The organism is Corynebacterium glutamicum ATCC 13032 (genome assembly GCF_000011325.1).
GTDB classification, from domain to species: domain Bacteria; phylum Actinomycetota; class Actinomycetes; order Mycobacteriales; family Mycobacteriaceae; genus Corynebacterium; species Corynebacterium glutamicum.
On record NC_003450.3, the window covers coordinates 1,696,454 to 1,721,384 of the forward strand.

Here is a 24,931-nt window from a genome sequence, read left to right on the forward strand (position 1 = left end):
TTCCACTCATTATTTGTTAAACCATGCAGACGCGCGAATAACGCCCATGGCTGCTTTACGTTCAGCTGGATCAAGGCGCTTCAAAAACAGCACGCCATCAAGGTGATCAGTTTCGTGTTGGATGCACCTGGCCAACAATCCATTGGCCACAAACCCCACTGGATTGCCGTCGCGGTCCTGGCCAGACAGCCGAACCGTTTCATAGCGGGTGGTCTCAGCCGAGACATCAGGGATGGACAAACAGCCCTCTTTGCCAGTCTGGGTGTCCTCAGTGAGAGGCTCCCACACCGGGTTGATCACATGTCCGCGCAATCCACCCTCCTGGTGGGAGGTATCAAACACGAACACGCGCCTTAAAACACCCACCTGGTTTGCTGCTAGACCAACGCCACCGGCATCTTCCATGGTGTCAAACATGTCATCGATCAGGGTGGACAGTGATTCATCGAAGTCCACGACCTCATCTGCCCGACTCACAAGTACGGGATCTCCAAATAATCTGACTTCACGAACTGCCATGGTTGTGGGAAGGCTCCTTCAACAATAATTCCTATGGGTGGATGATCTTGTCTCCCCATCTTATATCCCACATGGGACACGACCCCATTAGGCCTTTCACCAGCAGTTTTATCCGATGTGAATCGGATCCATCTGAATACGCAACGGCAAATCATTCTTCCTCACCGCACGCGCCACCTGGGCTGAGCGCAGCGCTCTACCCAACTCAGACCGCGGTCCCAATGGAGTTCTGATGAGAAGGCGCTGCGGCGGACCAAAGCGCTGCTCATCATATTCACCAGGCAAACTCACACCCGGTGGCAGATCAACAGGGCCGAGGACTTCAGCATGATCGGGAAGCTCCGCCAAATCCAAGAAACTTTCCAATGCAGCGGTAGCCCCATCGATTGCTGCCATGTGTACAGAAGGCGGGAACATAACCTCGCGTCGGCTAGCCAACTCTTGCGCTGCAGCACCTGCCATATCCCACCGAATCAACGATTGCACAGCAGGAAACGATGGATCTGCAACCACGATGACTTGACCCTGGTGCAGATGAGAATGCACCAGCGTGGCCGCCGCTGCCCACTTGTGCAGCGCGTCCTCCATGGCGCGCAGATCTTGCCGACCCATCAACGCCCAGGTATCCAGCAATAACAAGGCACCGTAAGCGCCCTTGTGCTCTGGTTTCTCCGATTTCTCTGGTCTCTCCGGCGAGTTGGCCACAAAAGGTTCTGCACCTGGCGTGGACACCACAATGCTGGCTCGGTTTTCCACCGAATCCACCACCTTGTTGCCACCAGAGGTAATTACCCGCACAGACGGGAACGCGCGGCCCAGTTCTTCTGCTGTGCGTTCCGTTCCCAGCACCACAGCACGCAGTTTTGGAGAGCCGCAGTTTTGGCACTTAAACCGCGAATCAGGGCGTCCGCACCATCGGCAAGTGGGCACTCCCGCTAGATCAGAGCTTCCCTGGGGAAGTCCCACAGGCCCATTACAGTGCCGGCACCGCGCTGGGGTGCGGCAGTTTCCACACGCCAAGGTTGGCACGTAGCCTTTCCTTGGTACCTGGATAAGCGCTGGTTGATCACGTTCTAAGGCGCTGCGCACCGCATGAAACGCAATGCCAGGCAGCCGCGCTGATCGGGCCATTGGATCGCGTTCCATCTGGAAATCGGAATCGCCCACTGCCTGAATACGCGGCATCCTAGTGCGAATGGTATCCCTCGGTGCGATGAGATTGTGCATCCATCCCGATTCCACCAGCAATTGGGTTTCCGCGGTCCGCGCATGTCCCGCAATAATCAAGGAGCTTGCTTCCAAACTGGAACGCGTGGTCAGCACTTCCCTGGCGTGGGCATAGGGCGCTCTAGGATCAACGAGGTTGTCGTCGCCATCATTTAAAATGACGGCCAGTTTCAGATCCTTCACGGGTGCAAAAGCGGCACTTCTGGTTCCAATAATCAGTCGTCCCTGCCCACTGAGTACCGATAGGAAACGCCGATATCGTGCCTGCGGACCAAGACCTGAATTAAGCACAGTGATTTGTTTCGCCGCAACCAAACCTCGAAGCGCAGCTTCCAAGCGGTCGAGATCGCGCTGATCAGGCACTACGAGAAGCGCTCCGCCGCCGTCTTTGACAACCTTGACCGCCAAAGAAGCCAAAGCCAGCGCCCAATCATCTCCGGGAGCAATCTGCCATGACGCCCGCGCAGTTGTTCCCGCCAAGACGGCGTCAACAAATGATTGACCATGCTGATACGCAGACCACGACGATAAATCGGGTTCTTTAACCTCACCCAATGACTCCCACGACGTGGAGGTATCTGCCTCTTCTGCCCCAGCATGCCGCGCCGGTAGCGCCGAACGGATGAGATCCGAACGTACCCCGCCATAGCGATCACTGAGTTGCTCAATTAGCTTTGCTGTTTGAGGTGGATACACCACGATCGGCGAAATCACCCGATCCAGCCACATCAGCTTTCCCTCGTGCGAGGTTTGCGCGGTGCGTGACATCACGATGGCATCAACTAAACGTCCACCAAAACGCACGCGCACCCGCACGCCAGGTTGCACATCATCGTGTTGGTCTTCGCTGATGCGGTAATCAAACAGTCGATCCAGGTGAGGTAACCCCAAAAGAGGTAAAACCCGCGCCACCGACTTTTCAGGAGCGGGGACGCGGGTTTTTGCCATGAATCCGAAGATACTACATCAGATTTTTAGGCCAACTTGAGGGCTGCGCGAAGTTCATCAACGCGGTCGATAGCCTCCCAAGGAAGGTCCAAATCAGTGCGACCAAAGTGGCCGTAGGCAGCAGTGTCAGCGTAGATCGGACGAAGCAGATCAAGCTCACGGATAATTGCTGCTGGACGCAGGTCAAAGACCTCCAACACGGCAGCCTGAATCTGCTCGTCGCTCAGGCCTTCCTTGTTGGTGTCAAAGGTTTCAACGTAAAGTCCGACTGGCTTTGCGCGTCCAATGGCGTATGCAACCTGAACTTCAGCGCGATCAGCAAGGCCTGCTGCCACGATGTTCTTTGCTACCCAACGCATGGCGTATGCAGCAGAGCGGTCCACCTTGCTTGGATCCTTACCGGAGAATGCTCCACCACCATGGCGAGCCATGCCACCGTAGGTATCCACGATGATCTTGCGGCCGGTCAGACCCGCATCACCCATGGGGCCACCCAGAATGAAGGAACCTGAAGGGTTGATCAACACGGTGATCTCACCGGTTGCCAGATCCTCAATGCCTGCGTCTTTGATTACCCAATCAATGACGTGTTCGCGCAGTTGGGTTTCCAACCATGCACGGTCAACTTCTGGGTCGTGCTGGGTGGAGATGACAACGGTATCCAGGTGGCTAGGGCGGTCTTGCGCATCGTATGCGAAGGTGACCTGGGTTTTTCCGTCTGGACGCAGGTGAGGAACGATGCCCTCTTTACGAACCTGGGTCAGACGACGTGACAGTCGGTGCGCCAACGCGATAGGAAGAGGCATGTACTCTTCGGTTTCGTTGGTGGCGTAGCCGAACATCAGGCCCTGGTCGCCAGCACCTGCGCGGTCGTCTTCTTCAACGTCGCCGTTGGTGCGGGCTTCGTCGGAGTTATCCACGCCGTCAGCGATTTCCTGGGACTGCTCACCGATGGATACTGAGACGCCACAGGTGCGTCCGTCGAATCCAACCTCAGAGGAGTTGAATCCGATTTCGATGAGCTTGTTGCGGACTAATTGAGGGATCTCTACGTAAGCGCTGGTACGGACCTCGCCAACAACATGGACGATTCCGGTGGTGACCACAGTTTCCACTGCGACGCGCGACTGCGGATCTTTTTCGAGCAGCGCGTCCAAAATGGTATCGGAAATAGCATCACATATTTTGTCTGGATGTCCCTCAGTTACAGATTCACTGGTGAACAAACGGACGGCGGTTGGCTGAGCCACAAATACCCTTCTTTCGAAGAAGTTGAGAATAAATAGTCTTAAATACAAAAAACCAATATAGACCAAGCTGTCTAAAACTGCAATGTCAGTGGTCTAGCTGGATTTTTCTAGACTTCGCGATACGCCAGTGCCGCGTCCCAAATTTGCGCAGCAACCTCGATTTTGCTGCCGTGCTCCACATCGACTACCCCACCGTGAGCATCCAAAATCCAGCCCTCATTGTGCTTTTGCCCAAACACTTTGCCCATGCCCACCTCATTACACATGAGGAGGTCGCAGCCCTTCTTCTGCAGTTTCTTGCGCGCATACTCCAAGGCGGTGGTGTGCTCGTCTCCAGTTTCCGCAGCAAAACCCACGATGACAGGATTACTGTCCAGCTCTCCTGCTTCACGACGCTTCACCGTGGTAGCCAAAATATCCGGGTTTTCCACCAACGAGATGGTGCTCAATGCGTCTTCATCAGAATCTGAGCCCTTCTTCAACTTCGATGTCGCCTGCGATGCGGGCGTGAAATCAGCTACCGCTGCCGCCATGACGATGAAATCAGATTGGCCAGCTCGTTCCTGGACTGCATCAAACATGTCTTGTGTGGACACCACCGGCACGATCTCTGCGCCTGCCGGAGTGGGCAGCTCCGCAGCATTTCCCGCCACGATGCTGACATGAGCACCTCGCTGTGCTGCGATTTCACCCAACGCAAAACCTTGACGGCCCGAGGAACTATTGCCAATAAAGCGCACAGGATCAATATGCTCATGCGTGCCACCAGCAGTGATCAGCACTTTCTTGCCCGCCAAATCCTGAGGCAACCTCGCCCCGGCGTGCACCGCATTGGCTAAATCAACAATCTGCTCTGGATCCGGCAGCCGGCCAGGGCCTGTATCTTTACCGGTGAGTCGACCATGCGCAGGCTCAATCACGGTAATCCCCCGCTGCCTCAGCGTTGCCACATTGGCTACGGTAGCCGGATTAAACCACATCTCCGTATGCATGGCCGGCGCAATAACCACGGGGCACGTTGCCACCAGCAGCGTCGCCGCCAACAGATCGTCACCGCGACCTGCCACCACACGCGCCATCAAATCGGCTGTCGCCGGCGCAATCACGATCAAATCAGCCTCCTGGCCAACTTTCACATGCTGCACCGAATCCACCGCATCAAACACCGTTGTAGACACCGGATTGCCAGACAACGCTTCAAACGTCGCCTTCCCCACAAACTTCAACGCGGATTCCGTAGGAACCACCCGCACATTATCGCCCGCTTCTTTAAACGCGCGCACGATGTGACACGCCTTGTACGCTGCGATTCCGCCGGCAACACCAACAACCACGTTGCGGGGTGCGGAGGGGCTTGAAACATGAGTCATGGGCACAACAATCCTTCAAAGTAAGAGGCTGGCTGGGTTCCCACACACTCTACAAGATGCTTTTCGACGCCACCCCACGCTCTCCCTCGACCTCCGCTGTGCATAGGGCAGCAAGATTTCCTGATTTTGGCCACCTTTTTGCCGAAATCTTGTTGTCTTATGTACACACGGACAAACCTGCCGCCAAAAATGCAAAACACCCACCGCAAGTGACAACTCGCGGTAGGTGATTTTTACAACTGTGTGAAGTTATAAGGTCTTTTAACCTTCCTCGTGGTCCAACAGACCTGCATTGATCTCACGCAGAGCAATAGAAAGTGGCTTTTCGCCTGGCTGCGGAGTAACCAATGGTCCGATGAACTCGAATACTCCCTCATCTGCCTGATGGTAGAAGCTGTTGATCTGGCGCGCACGCTTGGCTGCGAAGATCACGAGGGCGTACTTGGAAGTGACCTTATCCAGCAGTTCATCGATCGGAGGAGCGGTAATGCCCACTGGCGGATCGAAGACGGCCTTGGTGGCGTTGGTCTCGTTGCTCACGTTGGTCACTGACACCTTTTCAAAAGTATATGGACAGTAGTGTTAAGAGCGGGAAAGGTTGCTCAATCGGATAAGCATACCCTACCGCTCTATGTTTTGGCTAAGCGCCGAGGAGAACATCCTCAATAGCCTTGACGGCTGTATCCACATCATCATTGATAATGACGTGCTTAAATTCGCTCTGAGCAGCCAATTCTTCGCGTGCGGTCTCGAGCCTGCGAGCAATAACGTCTTCGCTTTCGGTGCCACGTCCAGTGAGGCGTTCAACCAAAACTTCCCATGAAGGTGGAGCAAGGAAGATGGTTTCTGCATCTGGAATTAAGCTAGCGATGTTTCGGGCTCCTGCAAGATCAACCTCAACCAATACTGGCCGACCATTTTGGCGAGCCTCATTGACGGGACCTGCTGGAGTGCCTGAACGCTGCAAACCGCCGTGGATATCTGCCCATTCAAGCATCTCTCCACAGTCGATTTTGTCCTGAAATTCCTGTGCAGTGACATAGAAGTAGTCACGTCCATCGACTTCACCAGGACGAGGTGCCCTAGTGGTCATCGACACACTGAAATACAGGTTTGGAACGTCATTGCGGAGGCGATCAACCACAGTCGATTTACCGACCGCTGAGGGGCCCGCAAGAATTACGAGCCGTCCTAGTTGGTTATCGCCCGACACTGAAGAATTAATCCTCGAAGCCGAAACGCTCGAGAAGTGCGCGACGCTGACGGTCACCCAGTCCACGAAGACGACGGGTCTGAGCAATGCCCAGCTCGTCCATAATCTCCTTTGCCTTGACCTTGCCAACCTTAGGGAGAGCCTCGAGGAGAGCGGAGACCTTGGTCTTGCCGATGATCTCGTCAGACTCAGCCTTGTCCAGAACTTCCCTGAGGTTAGTGTTGCCGCGCTTCAGGTTCTCTTTGAGCTCTGCGCGTGCCTTGCGTGCCTCTGCTGCCTTAGCAAGCGCTGCCTTGCGCTGCTCATCAGTCAACTGTGGAAGGGCCACGGGGTTCCTCCGTTATCGTGTGGTTTTTAGTGACAAAAGGAATACCAAAGTATCCAGAAATCGAGGGTACACCTGGTTAATACCAAGGATGTCAGCCTGCGATTTTCGAATAGTCTAGCACTACTTTCGCAAACACAAAGGTGGCAGAACCCCTAAAAGCTAAACCTGCAGGTCACAGGCTTGCAATTAAGGGCCGTTTCCGCGACTATGACCTGGGGAAACCAGGAAAGTCTGCAGCATTTTTTGCCACAGAATTCTTCATTTCAGCGATATCTGGGCCTGTCGCCAAAATACTTCTAGAGACATTTGGGAATGCAAGATGAGCCATGTCTCCCGCAATCTCATCAACGTCGCTTGCCGTGCCGCCCTGGGCGCCGACGCCGGGCATCAAAATGGCGCCCCCGAGCGTCGATAAGCGTGGTGGTTTGGACAAGGTGGCGCCGATGACGACGCCAATGTTGCCAGCCTTGCCCTGGGCCATATAAGGCGCGTTAAGCGCCGCTGCCTGATCCACGATCTGCTGGGAAATGCTCACGCCGTCAGCGTTTTGCTGGTCCTGGAGTTCGCGGGCCTCAGGGTTTGAGGTCGCGGCCAAGACAAACACTCCCCTGCCGTGTTGCTCGGCAAGTTCGAACACTGGGTCCAAGGAATGAAAACCAAGGTAGGGAGAGACCGTCACAGCGTCGCTAGACAGCGGTGACGCTGGATCTAACCACGCTGAGGCATAGCCAGCCATGGTGGAGCCAATATCGCCGCGTTTGGCGTCAGAGACCACCAAACAGCCACGCTCACGCAGCGTCTGAATGGTTTCTTCCAAGATGGCAAAGCCAGCGGAACCGAAACGCTCATAGAACGCCACCTGAGGCTTCACCAATGCCACGGTGTCGGCGAAAGCCTCCACGCAGGCGCGGGAGAACTCCGCAAGTCCGTCTACGTTTACCGGCAGCCCCCAGGACGTCAGCAGGCTTTCGTGGGGATCAATGCCCACGCATAGCCTGCCACGGGTGGAGGCGGCGTTCAGAAGCTTCTCGCCGAATGTCATAGGGCTTAAGCCTTGACTGCGTGGTCGAGTTCCTGCAGCGCGCGGACGCTGACAACGCCCTCACGCAGGGCCTCTATGCCCTGGACAGCTGCGGTGACACCCTGAACAGTGGTGATCAGCGGAACACCCACGGTCACTGCTGCTGCGCGGATATCGTAGCCATCGTGGCGAGCGCCAGCAGAACCAGCTGGGGTGTTGAGGATGAGGTCAACTTCGCCTTCGCGGATACGATCCACGATGGACTTGCCCTCTACACCTTCGCGGATGTCGGAAGCCTTGAGCACAACTTCACACTCAATGCCGTTGCGGCGCAGCATGCCTGCGGTGCCTTCGGTGGCGAGGATCTTGTAGCCCATCAACGCCAGGCGCTGGATTGGCAGGATCAGGGTGCGCTTGTCGCGGTTAGCCACGGTCACGAAGACGGTGCCTTCGGTTGGCAATGCACCAAACGCGCCAGCTTCAGCCTTTGCATATGCAGCGCCGAAGTTGTTGGCCAAGCCCATGACCTCGCCAGTGGACTTCATCTCTGGGGAAAGCAGGGTGTCCAGGGTCTTTCCATCTGGGCGACGGAAGCGGTTGAACGGCAACACTGCTTCCTTCACAGCGATTGGAGCGTCCAGTGGCAAGGAGCCGCCGTCGTACTCGGTAGGAATCATGCCCTCATCTTGGAGATCCTTGATGGTGGCGCCCACTGCGATACGGGATGCTGCCTTGGCCAGGTTGACGCCCGTTGCCTTGGAGACGAACGGCACGGTGCGGGATGCACGTGGGTTTGCCTCGATGACGTAGAGGATGTCGTCCTTGAGTGCGTACTGGACGTTCATCAGGCCCTGTACACCGATGCCCAGAGCCAGCTTCTTGGTTGCTTCGCGGACCTTCTCGATGTCCTGTGCGCCCAAAGTCATTGGAGGAAGTGCACATGCGGAGTCACCGGAGTGAATGCCGGCTTCCTCGATGTGCTCCATGACGCCTGCCAGGTAGACCTCGTCGCCGTCGCACAGTGCGTCGACGTCGATCTCAATAGCGTTGTCTAGGAAGCGGTCAACCAGCACTGGGTGGTCAGAAGACAACTCAGTTGCGCGGTTGATGTAATCCTCGAGGGAAGCCTCATCGTAGACAATCTCCATGCCACGGCCACCCAAGACGTAGGAAGGGCGAACCAGCACTGGGTAGCTGATCTCATCGGCTACTGTGCGAGCCTCTTCGAAAGAGGTTGCGGTGCCGAATGCTGGAGCAGGAAGCTGCTCGCGGTTCAGCAGTGCACCGAACTCGCCACGGTCCTCAGCCATGTCGATTGCCTCTGGGGAGGTACCAATGACAGGGACGCCAGCCTTCTTCAAACGATCTGCCAAGCCCAGAGGAGTCTGGCCACCAAGCTGGACGATAACACCTGCGACGGTGCCGGACTGCGCCTCAGCGTGGTAGACCTCCATGACGTCTTCGAAGGTCAGTGGCTCGAAGTACAGGCGGTCAGCGGTGTCGTAGTCGGTGGACACGGTCTCTGGGTTGCAGTTGACCATGACAGTTTCGTAGCCGACGCGGGAGAGCTCAAGAGCTGCGTGAACACAGGAGTAGTCGAACTCGATGCCCTGGCCGATGCGGTTTGGACCGGAGCCCAAGATCAGGACCTTTTCACGCTCAGTCTGTGGTGCGACCTCAGACTCAGCTGCTGGATCCAGCTCGTATGCGGAGTAGTGGTACGGAGTCTTAGCTTCAAACTCTGCTGCACAGGTATCCACAGTCTTGAATACTGGGCGGATGCCTAGGGACAGACGCAAGGTGCGTACGCCGTCTTCGCCAGCGAACTCTGGGCGAAGGGCTGCGATCTGCAGGTCGGACAGACCCATGAACTTTGCTTCGCGCAGGAGATCTTCGTTTAGGAATGGTGCGTCAACGAGCTTCTGGCGGAACTGCACGAGAGCTTCAAGCTCGGCGAGGAACCAAGGATCAATAGAAGATGCTTCGTAGAGTTCTTCCACGCTTGCGCCAAGGCGCATTGCCAGCTCAACGTCGTAGAGGCGGCCTTCGGTTGGGCGCTTGAGATCTTCCAGAACAGCTGCCTTATCGGTAGCGCGCTCCCCTGCGAAGAACTCATCAGGCTTGGTCCAGAAACCCTGCTGCTTGGTTTCCAGGGAACGCAGTGCCTTGTTCAGTGCTGCAATGTAGTTGCGGCCCAGGGACATGACCTCACCGACGGACTTCATGGTGGTGGTCAAAGTGTCATCAGCGCCGACAAACTTCTCGAAAGCAAAGCGTGGGGCCTTGACCACGACGTAGTCGATGGTGGGCTCAAACGCAGCTGGGGTTTCACCAGTGATGTCGTTGGTGATCTCATCCAGGGTGTATCCGATAGCCAGCTTGGCAGCCATCTTGGCAATTGGGAAGCCCGTTGCCTTGGATGCCAGAGCGGAGGAACGAGACACACGTGGGTTCATCTCAATGGTGATGATGCGGCCATCAACTGGGTTGATGGCGAACTGGATGTTACATCCACCGGTGTCCACGCCGACCTCGCGGATGATGGCGATACCCTGATCGCGCATCTTCTGGAATTCACGGTCAGTCAGGGTCAGGGCAGGTGCCACGGTGACAGAGTCGCCGGTGTGCACGCCCAGTGCGTCGACGTTTTCAATGGAGCAGATAACCACAACGTTGTCTGCGGTATCGCGCATGAGCTCGAGCTCGAATTCCTTCCAACCAAGGATGGATTCTTCGATCAAGACGTTTGCTTCAGGAGATGCAGCAAGTCCGCCACCAGCGATGCGCTCAAGGTCTTCGGTGTTGTATGCAAGACCGGAGCCCAGGCCACCCATAGTGAAGGATGGACGCACGACTACTGGAAGGCCGAGTTCTGCGACAGTCTCGTGGACTTCTTCCATGTTGTGGCAGACGCGGGAACGCGCGGATTCGCCACCGATGGTGGTGACAATATCCTTGAACTTCTGGCGATCTTCGCCGCGCTCAATGGCATCGATGTCTGCACCGATGAGTTCAACGCCGTACTTTTCCAGGATGCCGAGGCGATCCAGCTGGATAGCTGCGTTAAGTGCAGTCTGGCCACCAAGGGTTGCCAGGACGGCGTCGATTGGGTGGCCCTGCTCGATTTCCTTAGCGAAAATCTTGTCGATGTATTCCGGCTCGATTGGCTCCACGTAGGTGTGGTCAGCCATTTCTGGGTCGGTCATGATCGTTGCTGGGTTGGAGTTGATGAGGGTGACGCGCAGTCCCTCTTCCTTCAGCACGCGGCAAGCCTGGGTGCCGGAGTAGTCGAATTCACATGCCTGGCCAATGACGATGGGGCCGGAACCGATGACGAGGACGTGGTTAATATCTGAACGCTTTGGCATGTTATTTATGCGCCTTTCTTCTGAGCGTCTGCATCCATCAGCTCAACAAACTGGTCAAACAGGGGGCTTGCATCATTTGGGCCGGCAGCGGCCTCTGGGTGGTACTGAACGGAGTATGCGCGTCCGGACTTCAGCGCAATACCTTCAACGACGCCGTCGTTGAGGCAGGTGTGGGTGACAATTGCAGTGCCGAAATCGGTCTCGAATTCCTGGCCTGCTTCACCCTTGAGTGCGAAGCCGTGGTTCTGGGCGGTGATGTCGATCTTGCCGGTGATGTGGTTCTTCACTGGAACGTTGATGCCGCGGTGGCCGAACTTCAGCTTGTAGGTCTCCATGCCGAATGCGCGGCCAAGAATCTGGTTGCCGAAGCAGATGCCAAAGAATGGAATGTCGGCTTCAAGAACTTCGCGGACGATATCAACCATGACGTCTGCTGCTGCAGGATCGCCAGGGCCGTTGGAGATGAACACGCCTGATGGGTTGTACTGCTTGATATCCTCGAATGGGGTTTCAGCAGGCACGATGACGGTGCGAACACCGCGTGCAGAGAAACGACGTGGGGTGTTTTGCTTAATGCCCAGGTCGTAGGCCACGACGGTGTGGCGCTCTTCGCCTTCAGCTTCGATGACGTAGGTTTCATCAGCAGAGACCTCAACGGAGAGGTTTGCGCCGGTCATTGCTGGCTGATTCTTGACGATCTCTACGAGTTCTTCAACTGGGCGCTGTGCGTCAGCGCCGGAGAAGATGCCCGCTGCAATGGAACCTTCATTGCGCAGGTGGCGAACCAGTGCGCGGGTGTCGATTCCGCCGATGCCGACGATGCCCTGGCCTGCCATTTCCTGCTGCAAGGAGGTGGTGGCGCGCCAGTTGGACACACGTGCTGCGAGGTCGCGGATAACAAGGCCTGCAACCCAAATCTTGCCGTCGCGGGACTCGTTGTCCTCATCGTTCCAGCCGGTGTTGCCGATCTGTGGTGCGGTAGCCACAACAATCTGGCGGTGATAGGAAGGATCGGTCATGGTTTCTTGGTAACCGGTCATGGCGGTAGTGAACACTGCCTCACCAAGGGTGGTGCCGATAGCTCCAAAGCCAAATCCGGTGAAGGTACGTCCGTCTGCAAGAACCAGGTATGCCGGAACGGATCCGATCTCGGTGACTCCCTGGTAGGTGGTGGTGTCTTTACTCACGGTGACTGTTGTCGCCTTTCGTGTGTCTGCCTTTTTAAAAGAAATTGGCTGGTTGATAACCCTGAATGTAGTTTATTCAATTCATTGCATTATATGCAATGTGGCGCGTGCATACTATGCACCCACCCGTTAAGCGTTTTGTGCAACTCCGTCTGCACAAGTCACCTTGCCACGAAGCACGGTGTGTGTGACCTTGGCACTGAATTCTTGGCCCTCAAATGGGGTATTTTCAGCCTTGGACGCAAAGTCTGCACCGGATGCTGTCCAGGTTTTTCCTGGATCAACAATCGCGAGGTTTGCTGGCTCACCTTCTGCGATTGGGCGACCCTGGCCTGGTAGACGGGTGATTTCTGCTGGGCGTTCACTCATCACGCGCGCAACAAAGCGCCAGTCTGCAAGTCCGGTGGCAACGAAGGTGTCCACGATGATGGACAGTGAGGTTTCCAATCCGAGCATGCCTGGCTTGGCGTTTTCGAATTCACAGCACTTATCTTCGGAACCGTGAGGAGCGTGGTCGGTTGCAACAACATCGATGGTGCCGTCGAGAAGCGCCTTCTTGAGCGCTTCGGCATCGCGGCTTTCGCGCAGTGGCGGATTGACTTTGTTGACCGCGTCGTAGGTTTCCAGGCGCTCATCGGTCAAGGTGAGGTGGTGCGGGGTGACTTCCGCGGTGATTGGAATGCCCTGGGACTTAGCCCAACGAAGCAACTCCACGGTGCCTTCAGTGGAGGCGTGGCAGATGTGCACGCGGTTGCCGTAGTCACGAGCCATGATGGCATCGCGCACCACGATGGATTCCTCAGCCACACGTGGCCAGCCGCGCAGACCCAGACGAGCTGCGTTTTCACCCTCGTGTGCTGAAGCGCCCTCAGTCAGGCGGTGATCCTCAGCGTGCTGGGCGATCAAAACGTCCATGCCCTTGGCGTATTCCAGCGCGCGGCGCATGACCTGAGGATCATCGACGCACTTGCCATCATCAGAGAACATGCGCACCTTGGCTTCAGAGCGAGCCATCATGCCGAACTCAGTAAGCTCCTTGCCCTCAAGACCCTTGGTGATGGATCCAACTGGATGCACGTCGCACAGGCCAATGTTTTGGCCCTTGAACCATACGGATTCCGCGATAACCGGCTGATCCATCACTGGAGTGGTGTTCGCCATGGTGAATACTGCGGTGAATCCGCCCTTGGCTGCGGCGGCAGAACCAGTGGCAATGGTTTCAGTGTCTTCGCGGCCTGGCTCACGCAGGTGAACGTGCATGTCCACGAAACCTGGAAGGAGAACTCCCCCATTGCCGTCGATGGTGCGGTCAGCCTCATGAGTGCCGCCGATAGCTGCGATCACACCATCTTTAACAAACACATTCGTTGGCTCGCCTTCGCCGTAGACCAAAACGTTGCTGATTAGGAGTGAGTCTGCAGGAGCCGGTGCCAGTGCGCCGGTTTCTGGATACTGGGTGTTGCTGTCAACCACTTCTTTAATCCCTCGTTACCTTTTCTAGAATTTCGCGATCAGATGGTCGCGATTAGATAGTCGCGTCAGAGCCTGCGACCAGGGCGAACAAAATGGCCATGCGCATGTGCACACCGTTGCTTACCTGCTGCAGTACCGCGGTGCGTGGTGCGTCTGCCACCTGGAAGTTAATTTCCATGCCACGAAGCATGGGGCCGGGGTGCATGATGATGGCGGAGTCCTTGAGGCGAGCTTCGCGCTCTTTGGACATGCCGTACAGCGTTGCGTACTCACGGTGTGAGGGGAAGAAACCACCCTGCATGCGTTCTTGCTGAACGCGCAGCATCATCACTACGTCGGCGTCGGCAATTTCTGCGTCCATGTCGTAGGAGAATCGGACTGGCCAGTTCTCCACACCAATAGGAAGCAGTGTCGGAGGAGCAACCAGCACTACCTCTGCGCCCAAAGTGGACAGCAGATCCACATTGGAGCGCACCACCCGGGAGTGCAAACAGTCGCCCACGATGACAACTTTGAGTCCCTCAATGCGGCCGGTGCGCTGCCGGATGGTTAAAGCGTCGAGAAGCGCCTGGGTGGGGTGCTGGTGCGAACCGTCACCCGCGTTGATCACGCTGGGGCCGTTGCCACCTGGTGCGACGAACTGCGCAAGCTGCTGCGCGGCGCCTGAGGCTGGGTGGCGCATGATGATCGCATCCGCGCCGATTGCCGACAAAGTCAAGCCGGTATCTTTCAGCGACTCGCCCTTCTTCACGCTGGATGATGAGGCCGAAATGTTAATCACATCGGCGCTCATCCACTTTCCTGCGGTTTCAAAGGACGAACGGGTGCGCGTGGAGTTCTCATAGAACAAGGTAAAAATGGTGCGACCACGCAGCGTGGGCAGCTTCTTTACTTCACGTCCTTCGAGCACCTCCTTAAAGCGATCCGCTTCATCCAGCAATCCAACAATCTCATCTTTGGAAAGATCGCTAATGGATAGGAGGTGCTTCATCTAGGAATCCCCTTCAGAGTCTTCTCGGGTGAGCGTGACTGCATCGCGGCCGTCGATTTCTGTAAGCATGACGGAAACGTCTTCCGCGCGTGCGGTGGGGAGATTTTTGCCCACATAGTCAGCGCGAATGGGCAGCTGGCGATGACCGCGGTCAACCAACACAGCTAACTGGATGTAGTTGGGGCGTCCAACGTCGCGCAAAGCATCAAGTGCAGCGCGGATGGTACGACCGGAAAACAGCACATCATCCACCAAAATCACGGTGGTGTTATCGATACCACCTGCTGGAATAGAGGTGGGCTGCAGTGCGCGGTGTGGTTTGTTTCGAAGATCATCCCTGTACAAGGTGATATCAACAGCGCCGGTATCTACCGAAACGCCGGAAAATTCTTCGATCTTTTCAGCGAGCCTACGGGCCAATGGGACTCCACCTGAGGGAATACCTAACAACATGACCCGATCCGCGTCTTTGGAATCAAGCGCGGTTTTCTCAATAATCTGGTGCGCGATGCGTGCGATGGTACGGCTGACGTCGTCCTCATTAAGGAGTTCTAGTACAGCACTATTACGTTCGCTCATCGTGACCTCCTTCCCCGCCTCTCTGTGCGGTCCGTTAAAGGATGTCCAATTTTGCAAAAACTCTGCAACGACCAGTTTCCTGGTTGTTGTCTGACACTATAGCGTACCGTGTCACATTCACCCCAAGATGCTGACTATGATCTTAAGGTAGTGCTCCACGGTGAAACACTGTTAACAACAGTGAAACACCAAAATGCTTAAAGCAGATGGTACAGCATGCCAGTCGAATCTGTGACAATTGATCGTTGTAGGACACCCGGTGTATACCCACTGGGACCTCATAAATCCACTGACTTGGAGAAGCCCCTGTGAGTCTGACCACAAGCCATTTTATTCCTTTTCCCCGAGAAATGGTCTGGGATTGGCATACCCGCAAGGGCGCTGTCGCACGTCTGACTCCCCCATTCATCCCACTTAACCCCATTACGCAGGCAGAACGCCTCGCCGACGGCACCACCATCTTCAGTCTCCCCGCGGGACTTAAATGGGTGGCACGCCACGATTTATCCGGGTTTTTGAACGGGTCACGCTTCACCGACGTCTGCCTCACCGCCCCTGTGAAGGCCCTCGCAAACTGGCGCCACGTGCATAATTTCGTCGACCAAGACGGCGGCACACTCATCACAGATTCCGTGAGCACCCGCCTACCGGCATCCACACTCACGGGCATGTTCGCCTATCGCCAAACTCAGCTCATCGAAGACCTAAAATTCTTAAGTAGAACAAGCACGCTTTTCGACGGCTCCCCCCTCACCGTAGCCATCACCGGCTCCAGGGGGCTCGTCGGCCGCGCGCTGACAGCGCAGCTGCAAACCGGCGGCCACGAAGTCATCCAACTCGTGCGCAAAGAACCCAAACCTGGCCAACGTTTCTGGGATCCACTCAACCCAGCATCCGATCTCCTCGACGGCGCGGATGTTTTGGTTCACCTTGCCGGCGAACCGATCTTCGGGCGATTCAACGACTCCCACAAAGAAGCCATCCGCGAGTCCCGCGTACTTCCCACCAAATTCCTCGCAGAATTAGTTGCCGAATCCACCCAGTGCACCACCATGATTTCCGCCTCTGCAGTTGGATTCTATGGTCACGACCGCGGCGACGAGATCCTGACCGAAGAATCCGAATCCGGCGATGATTTCCTCGCCGAGGTCTGTAGGGATTGGGAACACGCCACTGCTCCTGCCTCAGATGCAGGAAAGCGCGTAGCCTTCATTCGCACCGGCGTGGCCCTCAGTGGACGCGGTGGCATGCTTCCCCTGCTGAAAACCCTGTTCTCCACCGGACTAGGCGGAAAATTCGGCGATGGCACCTCCTGGTTCAGCTGGATCGCCATCGATGACCTCACCGACATCTACTACCGCGCCATCGTGGACGCCCAGATCTCCGGCCCCATCAACGCGGTAGCCCCCAATCCAGTCTCCAATGCGGACATGACCAAGATTCTGGCCACCAGCATGCACCGTCCCGCATTCATCCAAATTCCTTCCCTCGGCCCCAAAATTCTGCTCGGAAGCCAAGGCGCTGAAGAGCTAGCCCTGGCGTCCCAACGCACCGCCCCAGCAGCACTGGAAAACCTCAGCCACACCTTCCGCTACACCGACATCGGGGCCGCCATCGCACACGAACTTGGCTACGAACAACTCGCAGATTTCGCCCAACAGCAAGAAATCGAAGCCGAACGCAAACAGGAACGAGCCGAACTCAAAGCCGCCAAGAAGATCGCCAAGAAAGCCCCAGTCCTAGAGGAATCCCCCACCAACCTGGAAGATCCCGAAGAAGTAGAGCAAAGTATCCTTTCATCAATCCTCAATTTCCGCCGTAAGCGCAACGACTAAAACCACCATCTGTAGTGTGGTGGAAAAGTTACTTTTAAAAGGATTTTGGAAGGACTGAAACTCCCCAGTGCCTCAATCACCCACAGCACACGACCCCAACGACATCCAGGAATTTAACCTCGATGCCGTTGCAGGGATTCTCCAGGACGAAAAACTGGACTACCGCATCGATGAACACGACGGCGAAAAAGTAATCCGCACCGGATTCATCAACGCCGCCATCAGCTTCATCCTCTTAGACGGCAGCTTAACCATGGAAGCCATGTGGCGAGGAGCCCCCTCCACCGATGCTGCCGCACAAGTTCTCGCGGCCACCAACGAATGGAACCTCACCCAGTTCGCACCCACCATTCGATTCTTCGAACTCAACGAAGGCACCCTCGCCATCAATGCACTGCGACACGTCGTTGTTTCCGCAGGCATGAGCCACAACCAAGTCGGCTCCTACGTTATGAGCTCCATCGAATCCGCTGTTCAGTGCTTCGAATGGCTTGAGCAGCAATTCCCAGATCTAGTCACCTGGAAGGACGAACACCATGACCACTGATTCCAATTCTGCGACAATCCCAACCCCAAAGCCGATTCCAGTGACCATCGACCGAATCTCCCTCATCATGAAAGAATTCGGCATTGACCTATCCATCGCCGATGAACAAGGCACCGGATCCCAAGTAGCCAGCGCCAACCTCAACGGCCATCACGTCATGTTCGCTGTCATCGGTTCAGTCCTGATCGTTCGTGCCGATCGCGCCACCGAAATGCCAGTCTCCGACGGCAACCCCGCATGGCATCTCGCCTGCAACCAAGTCAACTGTTTCAACTTCGCTGCCAAGGCTGTCGTAGTTGATCGCACCGACAACATCGTGATCCGCGCCGAGAAGGATGTCCCCATCGCCGCTGGGCTCAACGATATTCAGCTTTCCGCAATGCTGAAAAACGCCATCGATCACGTCCTCGCGATTCAAGATGCCGTAGCCAATGCAGGCAAGGAAATCGGCTAACATGTCGGACGAGTCCATCGAAGAGCAGGAAAAAGAACTCGCGGCGCTGAAGGCTCAAATCGATGAACTGGAAAAGAAAGACAAGCAGAACAAGCTAATCATCGAGATTTTGTCCAAGGCCGTCGAAAAGAATGTGGCAGAGGCAGAAGCGAAAAGAGCCCGCAAATATCCGCCCAATCCCCTGTGGTGAATTCTAAGGCGTCGAACTTTCCGAATGAATGTTTGTATACCTCCATTGGTTCTAAGCCGTTGGAGGCGATTCTGTTGAGTCGACTTCTTTGGGCCCAGGCACCAGAAATTGGGGGAGACCAGACCACACTGCCCACGAACCTCAAAAGTGAGGTTTGTGGGCATCTGTGTCTGGTTTGACCCCCTCATAACCAGACACAGATGCCCACGTTCTAGAAACTCGCGACTGGTGGGCAGTGTGGTTTGGTCTCGGCTAGCCAATACCGAACCGGACCGGTTTTAAAGGCGATAAACCAAACGCACGTGCCAAAACTCCTGGAAATCGAAGAATCTTGTCACACCTGTCTAGTCCCCTCTCACAACGAAGCGCCACCCACCCCTAAATTTCTCCAGGGTGGGTGGCGCTTGGTGTTAGCCAGAAAAGATTTAGCTCTCGTCAGCCTTTTCTTCTGAAACCTTTGAAACTTCAGAGTCTTCTGCGACTTCGGAAACCTCTACAGTCTCTTCAGCCTCAAAAACCTCAGCAGCATCTACAGCCTCAAAATCTTCATCCGAGTCATCCAAAGCATCCGAGTCATCCCACGGCGCGACCGGAGCATCATCGAGAGATTCGGAAGCTTCCGCCAGAACTGCTTCTGGGTTGGCGGCGCGCTCGCGGAGGGTCTCCACCTTTGATGCCATGGCGTCAAGTGTCGCGTTGATGTAGGCACTGGATTTGTCTCCGGAGTATTCGGAGGCAATTTCCACGGCTTCAACGATTGCGGTGGTGACAGGAACGTCGGCGTTGTAGATCATTTCCCAGGAAGCGACGCGCAGGATTGCGCGGTCGACGGATGGGAGTCGTCCGAGAGTCCAGGTTTCTGCGATGTGTTCCGCGAGGAAGACATCGAGGGTATCGAGTTCAACGGCAACGCCATTGATGATGGTTTCGGTGTATTCCGCTACCGGTGCAACGATGGGGTTGGTATCGCGCGCCAACTTGTGGCGGTCATCGATGATGGCCACGGGATCAACATCGCGGGATTCCGCTTCAAATAGGATGTCTACGGCACGCATGCGCGCCTTGTAGCGGGATCCGTGTCGCTTGTAATCTTGTCGACGCTCGCTCACGTTTTGTTCTCTTTGTTCCTGTTCAATCAAAATGTTTCTGGCTGATTCTTAAAGGTTTTAAGAATCTTAGTTGTTAACGCGGGAGAGGTAGGAACCGTCGCGGGTGTCTACCTTGAGTACGTTTCCGGTCTCGATGAACAGTGGGACCTGGATTTCAGCGCCGGTCTCGAGGGTTGCTGGCTTGGTGCCGCCGGTGGAGCGGTCGCCCTGCAGGCCTGGATCGGTGTGCTCGACGCGGAGGTCGACAGATACTGGGAGTTCGCCGAAGAGTGCCTCGCCTTCGTGGAAGGAGACCTGAACGCGCATGTTTTCAAGTAGGAAGCGGCCAGCGTCGCCGAATGCGTCTGGGGACAGCTCGTACTGCTCGAAAGTCTTGTCATCCATGACGATGAAGGAAGTGCCGTCGTTGTACAAATAGGTGACATCGCGGCGGTCGACGGTTGCGGTTTCAACCTTGACGCCTGCGTTCCAGGTCTTGTCGATGGTCTTGCCGGTCACGACGTCCTTGAGTTTGGTTCGCACGAATGCTGGGCCCTTGCCTGGCTTGACGTGCTGGAACTCGATGATCTGCTGCAGCTTGCCTTCGTTCTTGAGAACTAGACCGTTCTTGAAATCAGCGGTAGTTGCCACGGATGTGATCTCCCTCGTGGATTACGTGGATGGGGGTCTGCGCAAAGTGCTTGAAAAACGCGCAGACCGATTAGCTCACCTAGATTACACCACGATGAGGTCCTTACTCACCTTGGTGATGATTTCCGGTGCTCCTGAGGTAATAATCAGGGTGTCTTCGATGCGTACGCCGCCCTTTCCGGGGACGTAAATTCCGGGTTCGATGGTCAGTGTGGAGCCGGTTTCTAGGACTCCTTGTGAGGTTTTGGATGCGCTTGGGGCTTCGTGGACTTCAAGTCCGATGCCGTGGCCGGTGGAGTGCACGAAGTATTCGCCGTAGCCTGCGTCTTCGATGATTTTGCGGCATGCTGCGTCGATGTCGAAGAGGTTGGCGCCTGAGTAGGCTGCTTCAACACCAGCGAGTTGGGAGCGCAGGACGATGTCGTAGATTTCTGCTTCGAACTCCCCTGCTTCGCCCATAACGAGGGTGCGGGTCATATCGGAGTTGAATCCGCGTGCGTGTGCGCCGAAATCGATGGTGACTAGATCGCCGCGCTGGAGGATGCGGTCGCCTGCGCCGTGGTGTGGTTTCGCGGAGTTAGGTCCAGAGGCCACGATGGTGTCGAAGCTGGGGCGTTCTGCTCCCAACAGGCGCATGCGGTATTCCAGATCGGCGGCGACTTGGCGCTCTGATCGGCCTTCGGCGAGTTCTCCTGCTGCGAGTAAATCTTCGAATGCTTGGGAAGCCAGCGCTGCGACATCGCGGAGGCGGTCGAGTTCGAAGCTGTCTTTGGTCAGGCGAATGGATTCCACAACACCTGACACGGGGATCAGCTCGACGTCTTCCTGGGTTGCTTCACGCAGGCTGTCTAGCTGGTCCAGGGTGGTTTGTGCGGCTTCGATTGCTATACGACGCGGCCCTTCGACCTGCGCTAGCAGCGTCGTTGCCGAGGCACGCTCAATCAGCGCCTCGATGTCCGGGACTTCTTCTGCGATCTGGGTGGTGTAGCGACCGTCGGTGCAGATCTGCGCGGAGAGATCTTTGTTCACGATCAGTGCGCCGTTGGAGCCGGTGAATCCGCTGAGATAGCGAACATGGATCGGGCTTGTCACCAAAATTGAGTCGATCCGTTGAGCTGCCAGTTTTGCGGCAAGTGCGCGACGACGAGTGGCAAATCGGGTATCAGCCAAAGCCATGTTCTCTCCTTAAAAATTCACTGAAAGTGGGTAACTTCTAGTCCAAACTAGTAGATTACTCAACACTTAGTGGCTGATTGCCTCATAAGCACTCTGTAAATCTTGTTTTGAGGGCCCCTCAATGCGGGTAACCTCGCCCACGGCGGTCAGTGCGACGAAGCGGATGTTGCCGTCGCGGTTTTTCTTGTCGCGGGTCATACCGTCGTAAAGCTCGTCGAAGGCTCCGCCTTCGTAGGAAGTGGGCAGACCGATGGCCGCCAGGATTGAGCGGTGGCGCTCGAGGAGGGGCGCGTCGATAAGCCCGAGCTTGTGGGAGAGGTTGGCGATGAACATCATGCCCACTGCAACGGCATTGCCGTGGCGCCAGCGGAAGTTTTCGCGGAGTTCGACGGCGTGGGCAAAGGTGTGTCCGTAGTTGAGGATTTCGCGCAGGCTAGATTCTTTGAGGTCTTGGCCGACCACGGAGCCCTTGACGGTGACGGAGCGCCAAATCAGTTCAGGTAGGTGGGAGCCTTCGACTTCTTTCTTCAGGCAGGCTGCGGGATCAGTTTCGTAAAGGCGCAGGATTTCTGGGTCGGCGATGAAACCAGTTTTGATGATTTCGGCGGATCCCGCGATGATTTCCGCGTCAGGCAGGGTGGCTAGGCGATCGGTGTCAATGAATACTGCGTCAGGCTCGTGGAACGCGCCCACAAGGTTCTTGCCTGCGGCGGTATTGATGCCAGTCTTGCCGCCCACCGCAGCGTCCACCATGGCCAACAAGGTGGTTGGAACCTGAATGACGCGCACGCCACGCATCCATGCAGCAGCGACGAATCCCGCGAGATCTGTGGCAGCACCGCCACCAAGTCCGATGACGATATCGCGGCGGCCGAATGCTGCGCCACCCAATTCATCCCAGCACTGCCCCGCTACTTCCAAGGACTTGCCGTTTTCCGCATCGGGAACATTAAGGTGCAGGACCTTCAAACCAGCAGCGACTAGTGCTGCATCCAACTCGGATGCAATGTCATCCATGCTGGGCTGGTGCAAAATCGCTACCTGCTCCGCGCCTGATTCCGCTGCGCGCTGAACAATGAGCTCGTTGAGGCCGGAACCAATGTGGACATCATAGGGGGAAGATCCATTGACGTGGACGGTGTTGAAAATCTGCACTGCGCTCATGGGGCACGTTGCCTTTCGCTTGTAATAGGAAGAAACCGGGCAGCCCAATGTTAATCAGGTGCCCGGTTTAATTAATCGATTTCTAGATGATGCAACACTGCTGCCACCACTTGCTGGGGGCTGCGGTTGTTGGTGCGAAGTCGGTAGGTTGCCACCTCTTCGTACAACGGGGTGCGCACTTTCACCAGGTTGCGGTAGTGCTCGGCGGGGTCGGCGGCTTGCAGCACGGGGCGGGAACGCTCGTTTGCGGTGCGCCTGATGCCTTCTTCTACTGGCACGTCGATCCAGACCACGTCCTGGCCTTTGAGCAGTTCACGGGTGGATTCTGTCAGCACAGATCCGCCTCCCAAGCTCACCACTCCGGAGGATTTCAGTGCTTCGGCCACGTGGATGGCCTCGAGCTCGCGGAAGGCTGGCTCGCCGAGCTCGCTGAACACGGCGCCACAGGCTTTTCCGGTGGCGCGCTCAATCAGTTCGTCGGAGTCGACGAGTTCAGTGTTTAAGGCGCGCGCTAATCGACGTCCAATGGTGGATTTTCCAGCTCCTGGCAAACCCACAAGAACCACGATCGGGCAGGAGCATTCAGAGGTGTCATCTGATTGATGATCTAAGTGAATTTGATCATTCACTTCATTACGCTCCATCCTCTAAACCTTCGAATTTCATTCGTTCCTCAATGTTTTTGAGGTAGGTGTCAATGTTGCTCTTGGTTTCGCTCAGGGAGTCACCGCCGAATTTCTGCAGGACTGCGCGGGCGAGAACCAGGGTGACCATTGCTTCTGCAACGACACCGGCGGCTGGAACAGCGCACACGTCGGAACGCTGGTGGATTCCGGTTGCTGCCTTGCCGTTTTCCATATCAATGGTTTTCAGGGCGCGAGGCACAGTAGAAATTGGCTTCATGCCAGCACGAACGCGCAGGGTTTCACCGTTGGTCATGCCGCCTTCGAGGCCACCTGCACGGTTGGTGTTGCGGTATACGCCGTTGTCATCCAGGAACACTTCATCGTGGGCTTCGGAGCCACGTCGACGAGCTTCTTCGAAACCGTCACCGATTTCCACGCCCTTGATGGCCTGAATGCCCATGAGTGCAGCTGCGATCTGCGCATCGAGGCGATCTTCGCCAGAAATGTGTGAGCCCAAACCGATGGGCAGGCCTTCAACAATCACTTCCACGATGCCACCGAGGGTATCGCCGGCTTTCTTTGCGGCCTCGATTTCCGCGATCATGGATTCTTCAGCGTCTTTACCGAATGCACGAACTGGGGAATCATCGATTGCTTGAATATCTGCAAAGGTTGGCTCCGCGCCAGTGTAAGGCTCGGACGCACCAATGGAAATTACGTGGGAAAGCACTTCCACGCCCAAGGTTTCACGCAGGAAGGAACGCGCAACGGTTGCTGCTGCCACGCGTGCTGCCGTCTCACGGGCTGAAGAACGCTCCAGCACGTTGCGGGCATCATCGAATCCGTACTTGAGCATGCCTGCGTAATCAGCGTGGCCTGGACGCGGACGAGTCAGTTTTGCGCCCCGACCCGAAGACATCGCCGCAACGTTATCTGGGTCTTCCATGTCCAAAGCGTCAGAGGACATGATGGTGGTCCACTTATCCCACTCAGTGTTGCCGATCATGATTGAGATGGGGCTACCCAAAGTGAGGCCGTGGCGGATGCCGGTGAGGAAGGTCAACGCGTCTTGCTCAAACTTCATGCGAGCGCCGCGACCATATCCAAGGCGTCGGCGCGCCAATTGATACGAGACCTCATCTTTAGTCACGGGCACGCCTGCTGGCATGTGTTCAACCGTGGCGATAAGCGCCTGGCCGTGGGATTCACCTGCTGTAGTCCATCGAAGCATGCCTAGCATTATCGCACGAAAGGCCGCAGAAGACGTATCCAGCCCACCCCAAGGGCTTTTTAAAATTGCTTTTCGACGTCAAAAAGCGACATAACTGCAGGCACTAGCGATAACCATACTTGGACCATGTGGAATAAATTTGGGCCTTTTCACCCCTTTAACAGCCGCAAAAATTCCACCCAGTAAGACAGAAATTAACGATGATCCCACAATTGCCACCATGAGAGCCTGCATTCCCAAGGCTGCTACGGCTGTCCCCAAACCGAGAGCCAACTTGATATCTCCCCCACCAATTCCTCCCACCAGCACTGCCGTGAGGAAATAAATCCCCGCCCACACAAGCCCGCCGAGCATCCACTGTGGATAAATAGTCAATGCCCATAAATTAATTAACAGTGCACCAGGAAGGGTGAGCACATCGGGCAGGCGCCGGTATTTTATATCGATGACAGCCAAGACTGCGCACCACAACCCAACTAGAAAAATCCCCATATC

General features: G+C 56.0%; 24 protein-coding genes. 4 read left to right on the top strand and 20 right to left on the bottom strand.

Annotated elements, in window-relative coordinates; genetic code table 11:
• Positions 1-9 precede the first annotated feature (9 nt).
• The 13 genes from def to pyrR form a co-directional block, all read right to left on the bottom strand.
• Positions 10-519: a peptide deformylase gene (gene def / locus CGL_RS08005; protein WP_003856004.1), complete on the bottom strand. Its 510-nt coding sequence runs from the start codon at positions 517-519 to the stop codon at positions 10-12.
• A gap of 108 nt (positions 520-627) precedes the next feature.
• A complete protein-coding gene (locus CGL_RS08010; protein ID WP_011014474.1) occupies positions 628-2,694 on the bottom strand; it encodes a primosomal protein N' in 2,067 nt (688 codons plus the stop codon).
• A 26-nt stretch (positions 2,695-2,720) separates the two neighbouring features.
• A complete protein-coding gene (gene metK, locus CGL_RS08015; protein WP_003856000.1) occupies positions 2,721-3,944 on the bottom strand; it encodes a methionine adenosyltransferase in 1,224 nt (407 codons plus the stop codon).
• A gap of 107 nt (positions 3,945-4,051) precedes the next feature.
• A complete protein-coding gene (gene coaBC, locus CGL_RS08020; RefSeq protein ID WP_011014475.1) occupies positions 4,052-5,314 on the bottom strand; it encodes a bifunctional phosphopantothenoylcysteine decarboxylase/phosphopantothenate--cysteine ligase CoaBC in 1,263 nt (420 codons plus the stop codon).
• A gap of 261 nt (positions 5,315-5,575) precedes the next feature.
• Positions 5,576-5,863: a DNA-directed RNA polymerase subunit omega gene (rpoZ, locus tag CGL_RS08025; RefSeq protein WP_003855993.1), complete on the bottom strand. Its 288-nt coding sequence runs from the start codon at positions 5,861-5,863 to the stop codon at positions 5,576-5,578.
• Positions 5,864-5,954: 91 nt separating this feature from the next.
• A complete protein-coding gene (gmk, locus tag CGL_RS08030) occupies positions 5,955-6,527 on the bottom strand; it encodes a guanylate kinase (RefSeq protein WP_003855988.1) in 573 nt (190 codons plus the stop codon).
• A 7-nt stretch (positions 6,528-6,534) separates the two neighbouring features.
• Complete coding sequence (gene mihF / locus CGL_RS08035; RefSeq protein WP_003862221.1) at positions 6,535-6,855, bottom strand: integration host factor, actinobacterial type; 321 nt, start codon at positions 6,853-6,855, stop codon at positions 6,535-6,537.
• 205 nt (positions 6,856-7,060) lie between these two features.
• On the bottom strand, positions 7,061-7,897 hold the full coding sequence (gene pyrF, locus CGL_RS08040; protein WP_011014477.1) for an orotidine-5'-phosphate decarboxylase: 837 nt from the start codon (positions 7,895-7,897) through the stop codon (positions 7,061-7,063).
• A 5-nt stretch (positions 7,898-7,902) separates the two neighbouring features.
• Positions 7,903-11,244: a carbamoyl-phosphate synthase large subunit gene (carB, locus tag CGL_RS08045; protein WP_003862217.1), complete on the bottom strand. Its 3,342-nt coding sequence runs from the start codon at positions 11,242-11,244 to the stop codon at positions 7,903-7,905.
• A gap of 5 nt (positions 11,245-11,249) precedes the next feature.
• On the bottom strand, positions 11,250-12,431 hold the full coding sequence (carA, locus tag CGL_RS08050) for a glutamine-hydrolyzing carbamoyl-phosphate synthase small subunit (RefSeq protein WP_011014478.1): 1,182 nt from the start codon (positions 12,429-12,431) through the stop codon (positions 11,250-11,252).
• Between the two features lie 129 nt (positions 12,432-12,560).
• Positions 12,561-13,904: a dihydroorotase gene (locus CGL_RS08055; RefSeq protein ID WP_011014479.1), complete on the bottom strand. Its 1,344-nt coding sequence runs from the start codon at positions 13,902-13,904 to the stop codon at positions 12,561-12,563.
• Between the two features lie 52 nt (positions 13,905-13,956).
• Positions 13,957-14,895 (bottom strand): aspartate carbamoyltransferase catalytic subunit, encoded by a 939-nt coding sequence (locus CGL_RS08060; protein ID WP_003862210.1) that lies wholly within the window; start codon positions 14,893-14,895, stop codon positions 13,957-13,959.
• Positions 14,896-15,474: a bifunctional pyr operon transcriptional regulator/uracil phosphoribosyltransferase PyrR gene (gene pyrR, locus CGL_RS08065; RefSeq protein ID WP_003862208.1), complete on the bottom strand. Its 579-nt coding sequence runs from the start codon at positions 15,472-15,474 to the stop codon at positions 14,896-14,898.
• A gap of 308 nt (positions 15,475-15,782) precedes the next feature.
• Here pyrR and CGL_RS08070 point away from each other — a divergent pair, with 308 nt between their 5' ends.
• The 4 genes from CGL_RS08070 (at position 15,783) to CGL_RS08085 (ending at position 18,500) form a co-directional block, all read left to right on the top strand.
• A complete protein-coding gene (locus CGL_RS08070) occupies positions 15,783-17,309 on the top strand; it encodes a TIGR01777 family oxidoreductase (RefSeq protein ID WP_020948589.1) in 1,527 nt (508 codons plus the stop codon).
• Between the two features lie 67 nt (positions 17,310-17,376).
• Positions 17,377-17,856, top strand: a complete 480-nt coding sequence (locus tag CGL_RS08075; protein WP_011014481.1) for a YbjN domain-containing protein — start codon at positions 17,377-17,379, stop codon at positions 17,854-17,856.
• Positions 17,846-18,310 carry a YbjN domain-containing protein gene (locus CGL_RS08080; RefSeq protein WP_011014482.1) on the top strand — a complete coding sequence of 155 codons (465 nt, stop codon included), beginning with the start codon at positions 17,846-17,848 and terminating at the stop codon, positions 18,308-18,310. The genes CGL_RS08075 and CGL_RS08080 overlap by 11 nt, the downstream gene beginning before the upstream one ends.
• Position 18,311: 1 nt before the next feature.
• On the top strand, positions 18,312-18,500 hold the full coding sequence (locus CGL_RS08085) for a hypothetical protein (protein WP_011265771.1): 189 nt from the start codon (positions 18,312-18,314) through the stop codon (positions 18,498-18,500).
• Positions 18,501-18,925: 425 nt separating this feature from the next.
• On the opposite strand, the gene nusB is transcribed toward CGL_RS08085, so the two are convergent.
• The 7 genes from nusB to CGL_RS08120 all read right to left on the bottom strand — a co-directional run bounded on the left by nusB (position 18,926) and on the right by CGL_RS08120 (position 24,928).
• The gene (nusB, locus tag CGL_RS08090; RefSeq protein ID WP_011014484.1) at positions 18,926-19,609 is read right to left on the bottom strand and encodes a transcription antitermination factor NusB; all 684 of its coding nucleotides are present in this window, start codon (positions 19,607-19,609) and stop codon (positions 18,926-18,928) included.
• Between the two features lie 66 nt (positions 19,610-19,675).
• The gene (efp, locus tag CGL_RS08095) at positions 19,676-20,239 is read right to left on the bottom strand and encodes an elongation factor P (protein ID WP_003855973.1); all 564 of its coding nucleotides are present in this window, start codon (positions 20,237-20,239) and stop codon (positions 19,676-19,678) included.
• Between the two features lie 84 nt (positions 20,240-20,323).
• Entirely contained in the window at positions 20,324-21,415 is a 1,092-nt protein-coding gene (locus CGL_RS08100) for an aminopeptidase P family protein (protein ID WP_011014485.1), read from the bottom strand.
• Between the two features lie 66 nt (positions 21,416-21,481).
• Positions 21,482-22,579 (bottom strand): 3-dehydroquinate synthase, encoded by a 1,098-nt coding sequence (gene aroB / locus CGL_RS08105; RefSeq protein ID WP_011014486.1) that lies wholly within the window; start codon positions 22,577-22,579, stop codon positions 21,482-21,484.
• A 71-nt stretch (positions 22,580-22,650) separates the two neighbouring features.
• Positions 22,651-23,223, bottom strand: coding sequence for a shikimate kinase (locus CGL_RS08110; protein ID WP_011014487.1), 573 nt, complete (start codon positions 23,221-23,223; stop codon positions 22,651-22,653).
• Complete coding sequence (gene aroC, locus CGL_RS08115) at positions 23,213-24,436, bottom strand: chorismate synthase (RefSeq protein WP_020948590.1); 1,224 nt, start codon at positions 24,434-24,436, stop codon at positions 23,213-23,215. Before aroC ends, CGL_RS08110 begins: the two co-directional genes overlap by 11 nt.
• 78 nt (positions 24,437-24,514) lie before the next feature.
• Entirely contained in the window at positions 24,515-24,928 is a 414-nt protein-coding gene (locus tag CGL_RS08120; RefSeq protein WP_011014489.1) for a prepilin peptidase, read from the bottom strand.
• Between the last annotated feature and the right edge of the window lie 3 nt (positions 24,929-24,931).

Excerpts from the sequence above, each read along its gene's own strand:
- def (WP_003856004.1), bottom strand. The coding sequence starts at position 519 with ATGGCAGTTCGTGAAGTCAGATTATTTGGAGATCCCGTACTTGTGAGT.
- CGL_RS08010 (WP_011014474.1), bottom strand. The coding sequence starts at position 2,694 with ATGGCAAAAACCCGCGTCCCCGCTCCTGAAAAGTCGGTGGCGCGGGTT.
- coaBC (WP_011014475.1), bottom strand. The coding sequence starts at position 5,314 with ATGACTCATGTTTCAAGCCCCTCCGCACCCCGCAACGTGGTTGTTGGT.
- pyrF (WP_011014477.1), bottom strand. The coding sequence starts at position 7,897 with ATGACATTCGGCGAGAAGCTTCTGAACGCCGCCTCCACCCGTGGCAGG.
- carB (WP_003862217.1), bottom strand. The coding sequence starts at position 11,244 with ATGCCAAAGCGTTCAGATATTAACCACGTCCTCGTCATCGGTTCCGGC.
- CGL_RS08060 (WP_003862210.1), bottom strand. The coding sequence starts at position 14,895 with ATGAAGCACCTCCTATCCATTAGCGATCTTTCCAAAGATGAGATTGTT.
- pyrR (WP_003862208.1), bottom strand. The coding sequence starts at position 15,474 with ATGAGCGAACGTAATAGTGCTGTACTAGAACTCCTTAATGAGGACGAC.
- CGL_RS08080 (WP_011014482.1), top strand. The coding sequence starts at position 17,846 with ATGACCACTGATTCCAATTCTGCGACAATCCCAACCCCAAAGCCGATT.
- CGL_RS08085 (WP_011265771.1), top strand. The coding sequence starts at position 18,312 with ATGTCGGACGAGTCCATCGAAGAGCAGGAAAAAGAACTCGCGGCGCTG.
- CGL_RS08100 (WP_011014485.1), bottom strand. The coding sequence starts at position 21,415 with ATGGCTTTGGCTGATACCCGATTTGCCACTCGTCGTCGCGCACTTGCC.
- aroB (WP_011014486.1), bottom strand. The coding sequence starts at position 22,579 with ATGAGCGCAGTGCAGATTTTCAACACCGTCCACGTCAATGGATCTTCC.
- CGL_RS08110 (WP_011014487.1), bottom strand. The coding sequence starts at position 23,223 with ATGGAGCGTAATGAAGTGAATGATCAAATTCACTTAGATCATCAATCA.
- aroC (WP_020948590.1), bottom strand. The coding sequence starts at position 24,436 with ATGCTTCGATGGACTACAGCAGGTGAATCCCACGGCCAGGCGCTTATC.
- CGL_RS08120 (WP_011014489.1), bottom strand. The coding sequence starts at position 24,928 with ATGGGGATTTTTCTAGTTGGGTTGTGGTGCGCAGTCTTGGCTGTCATC.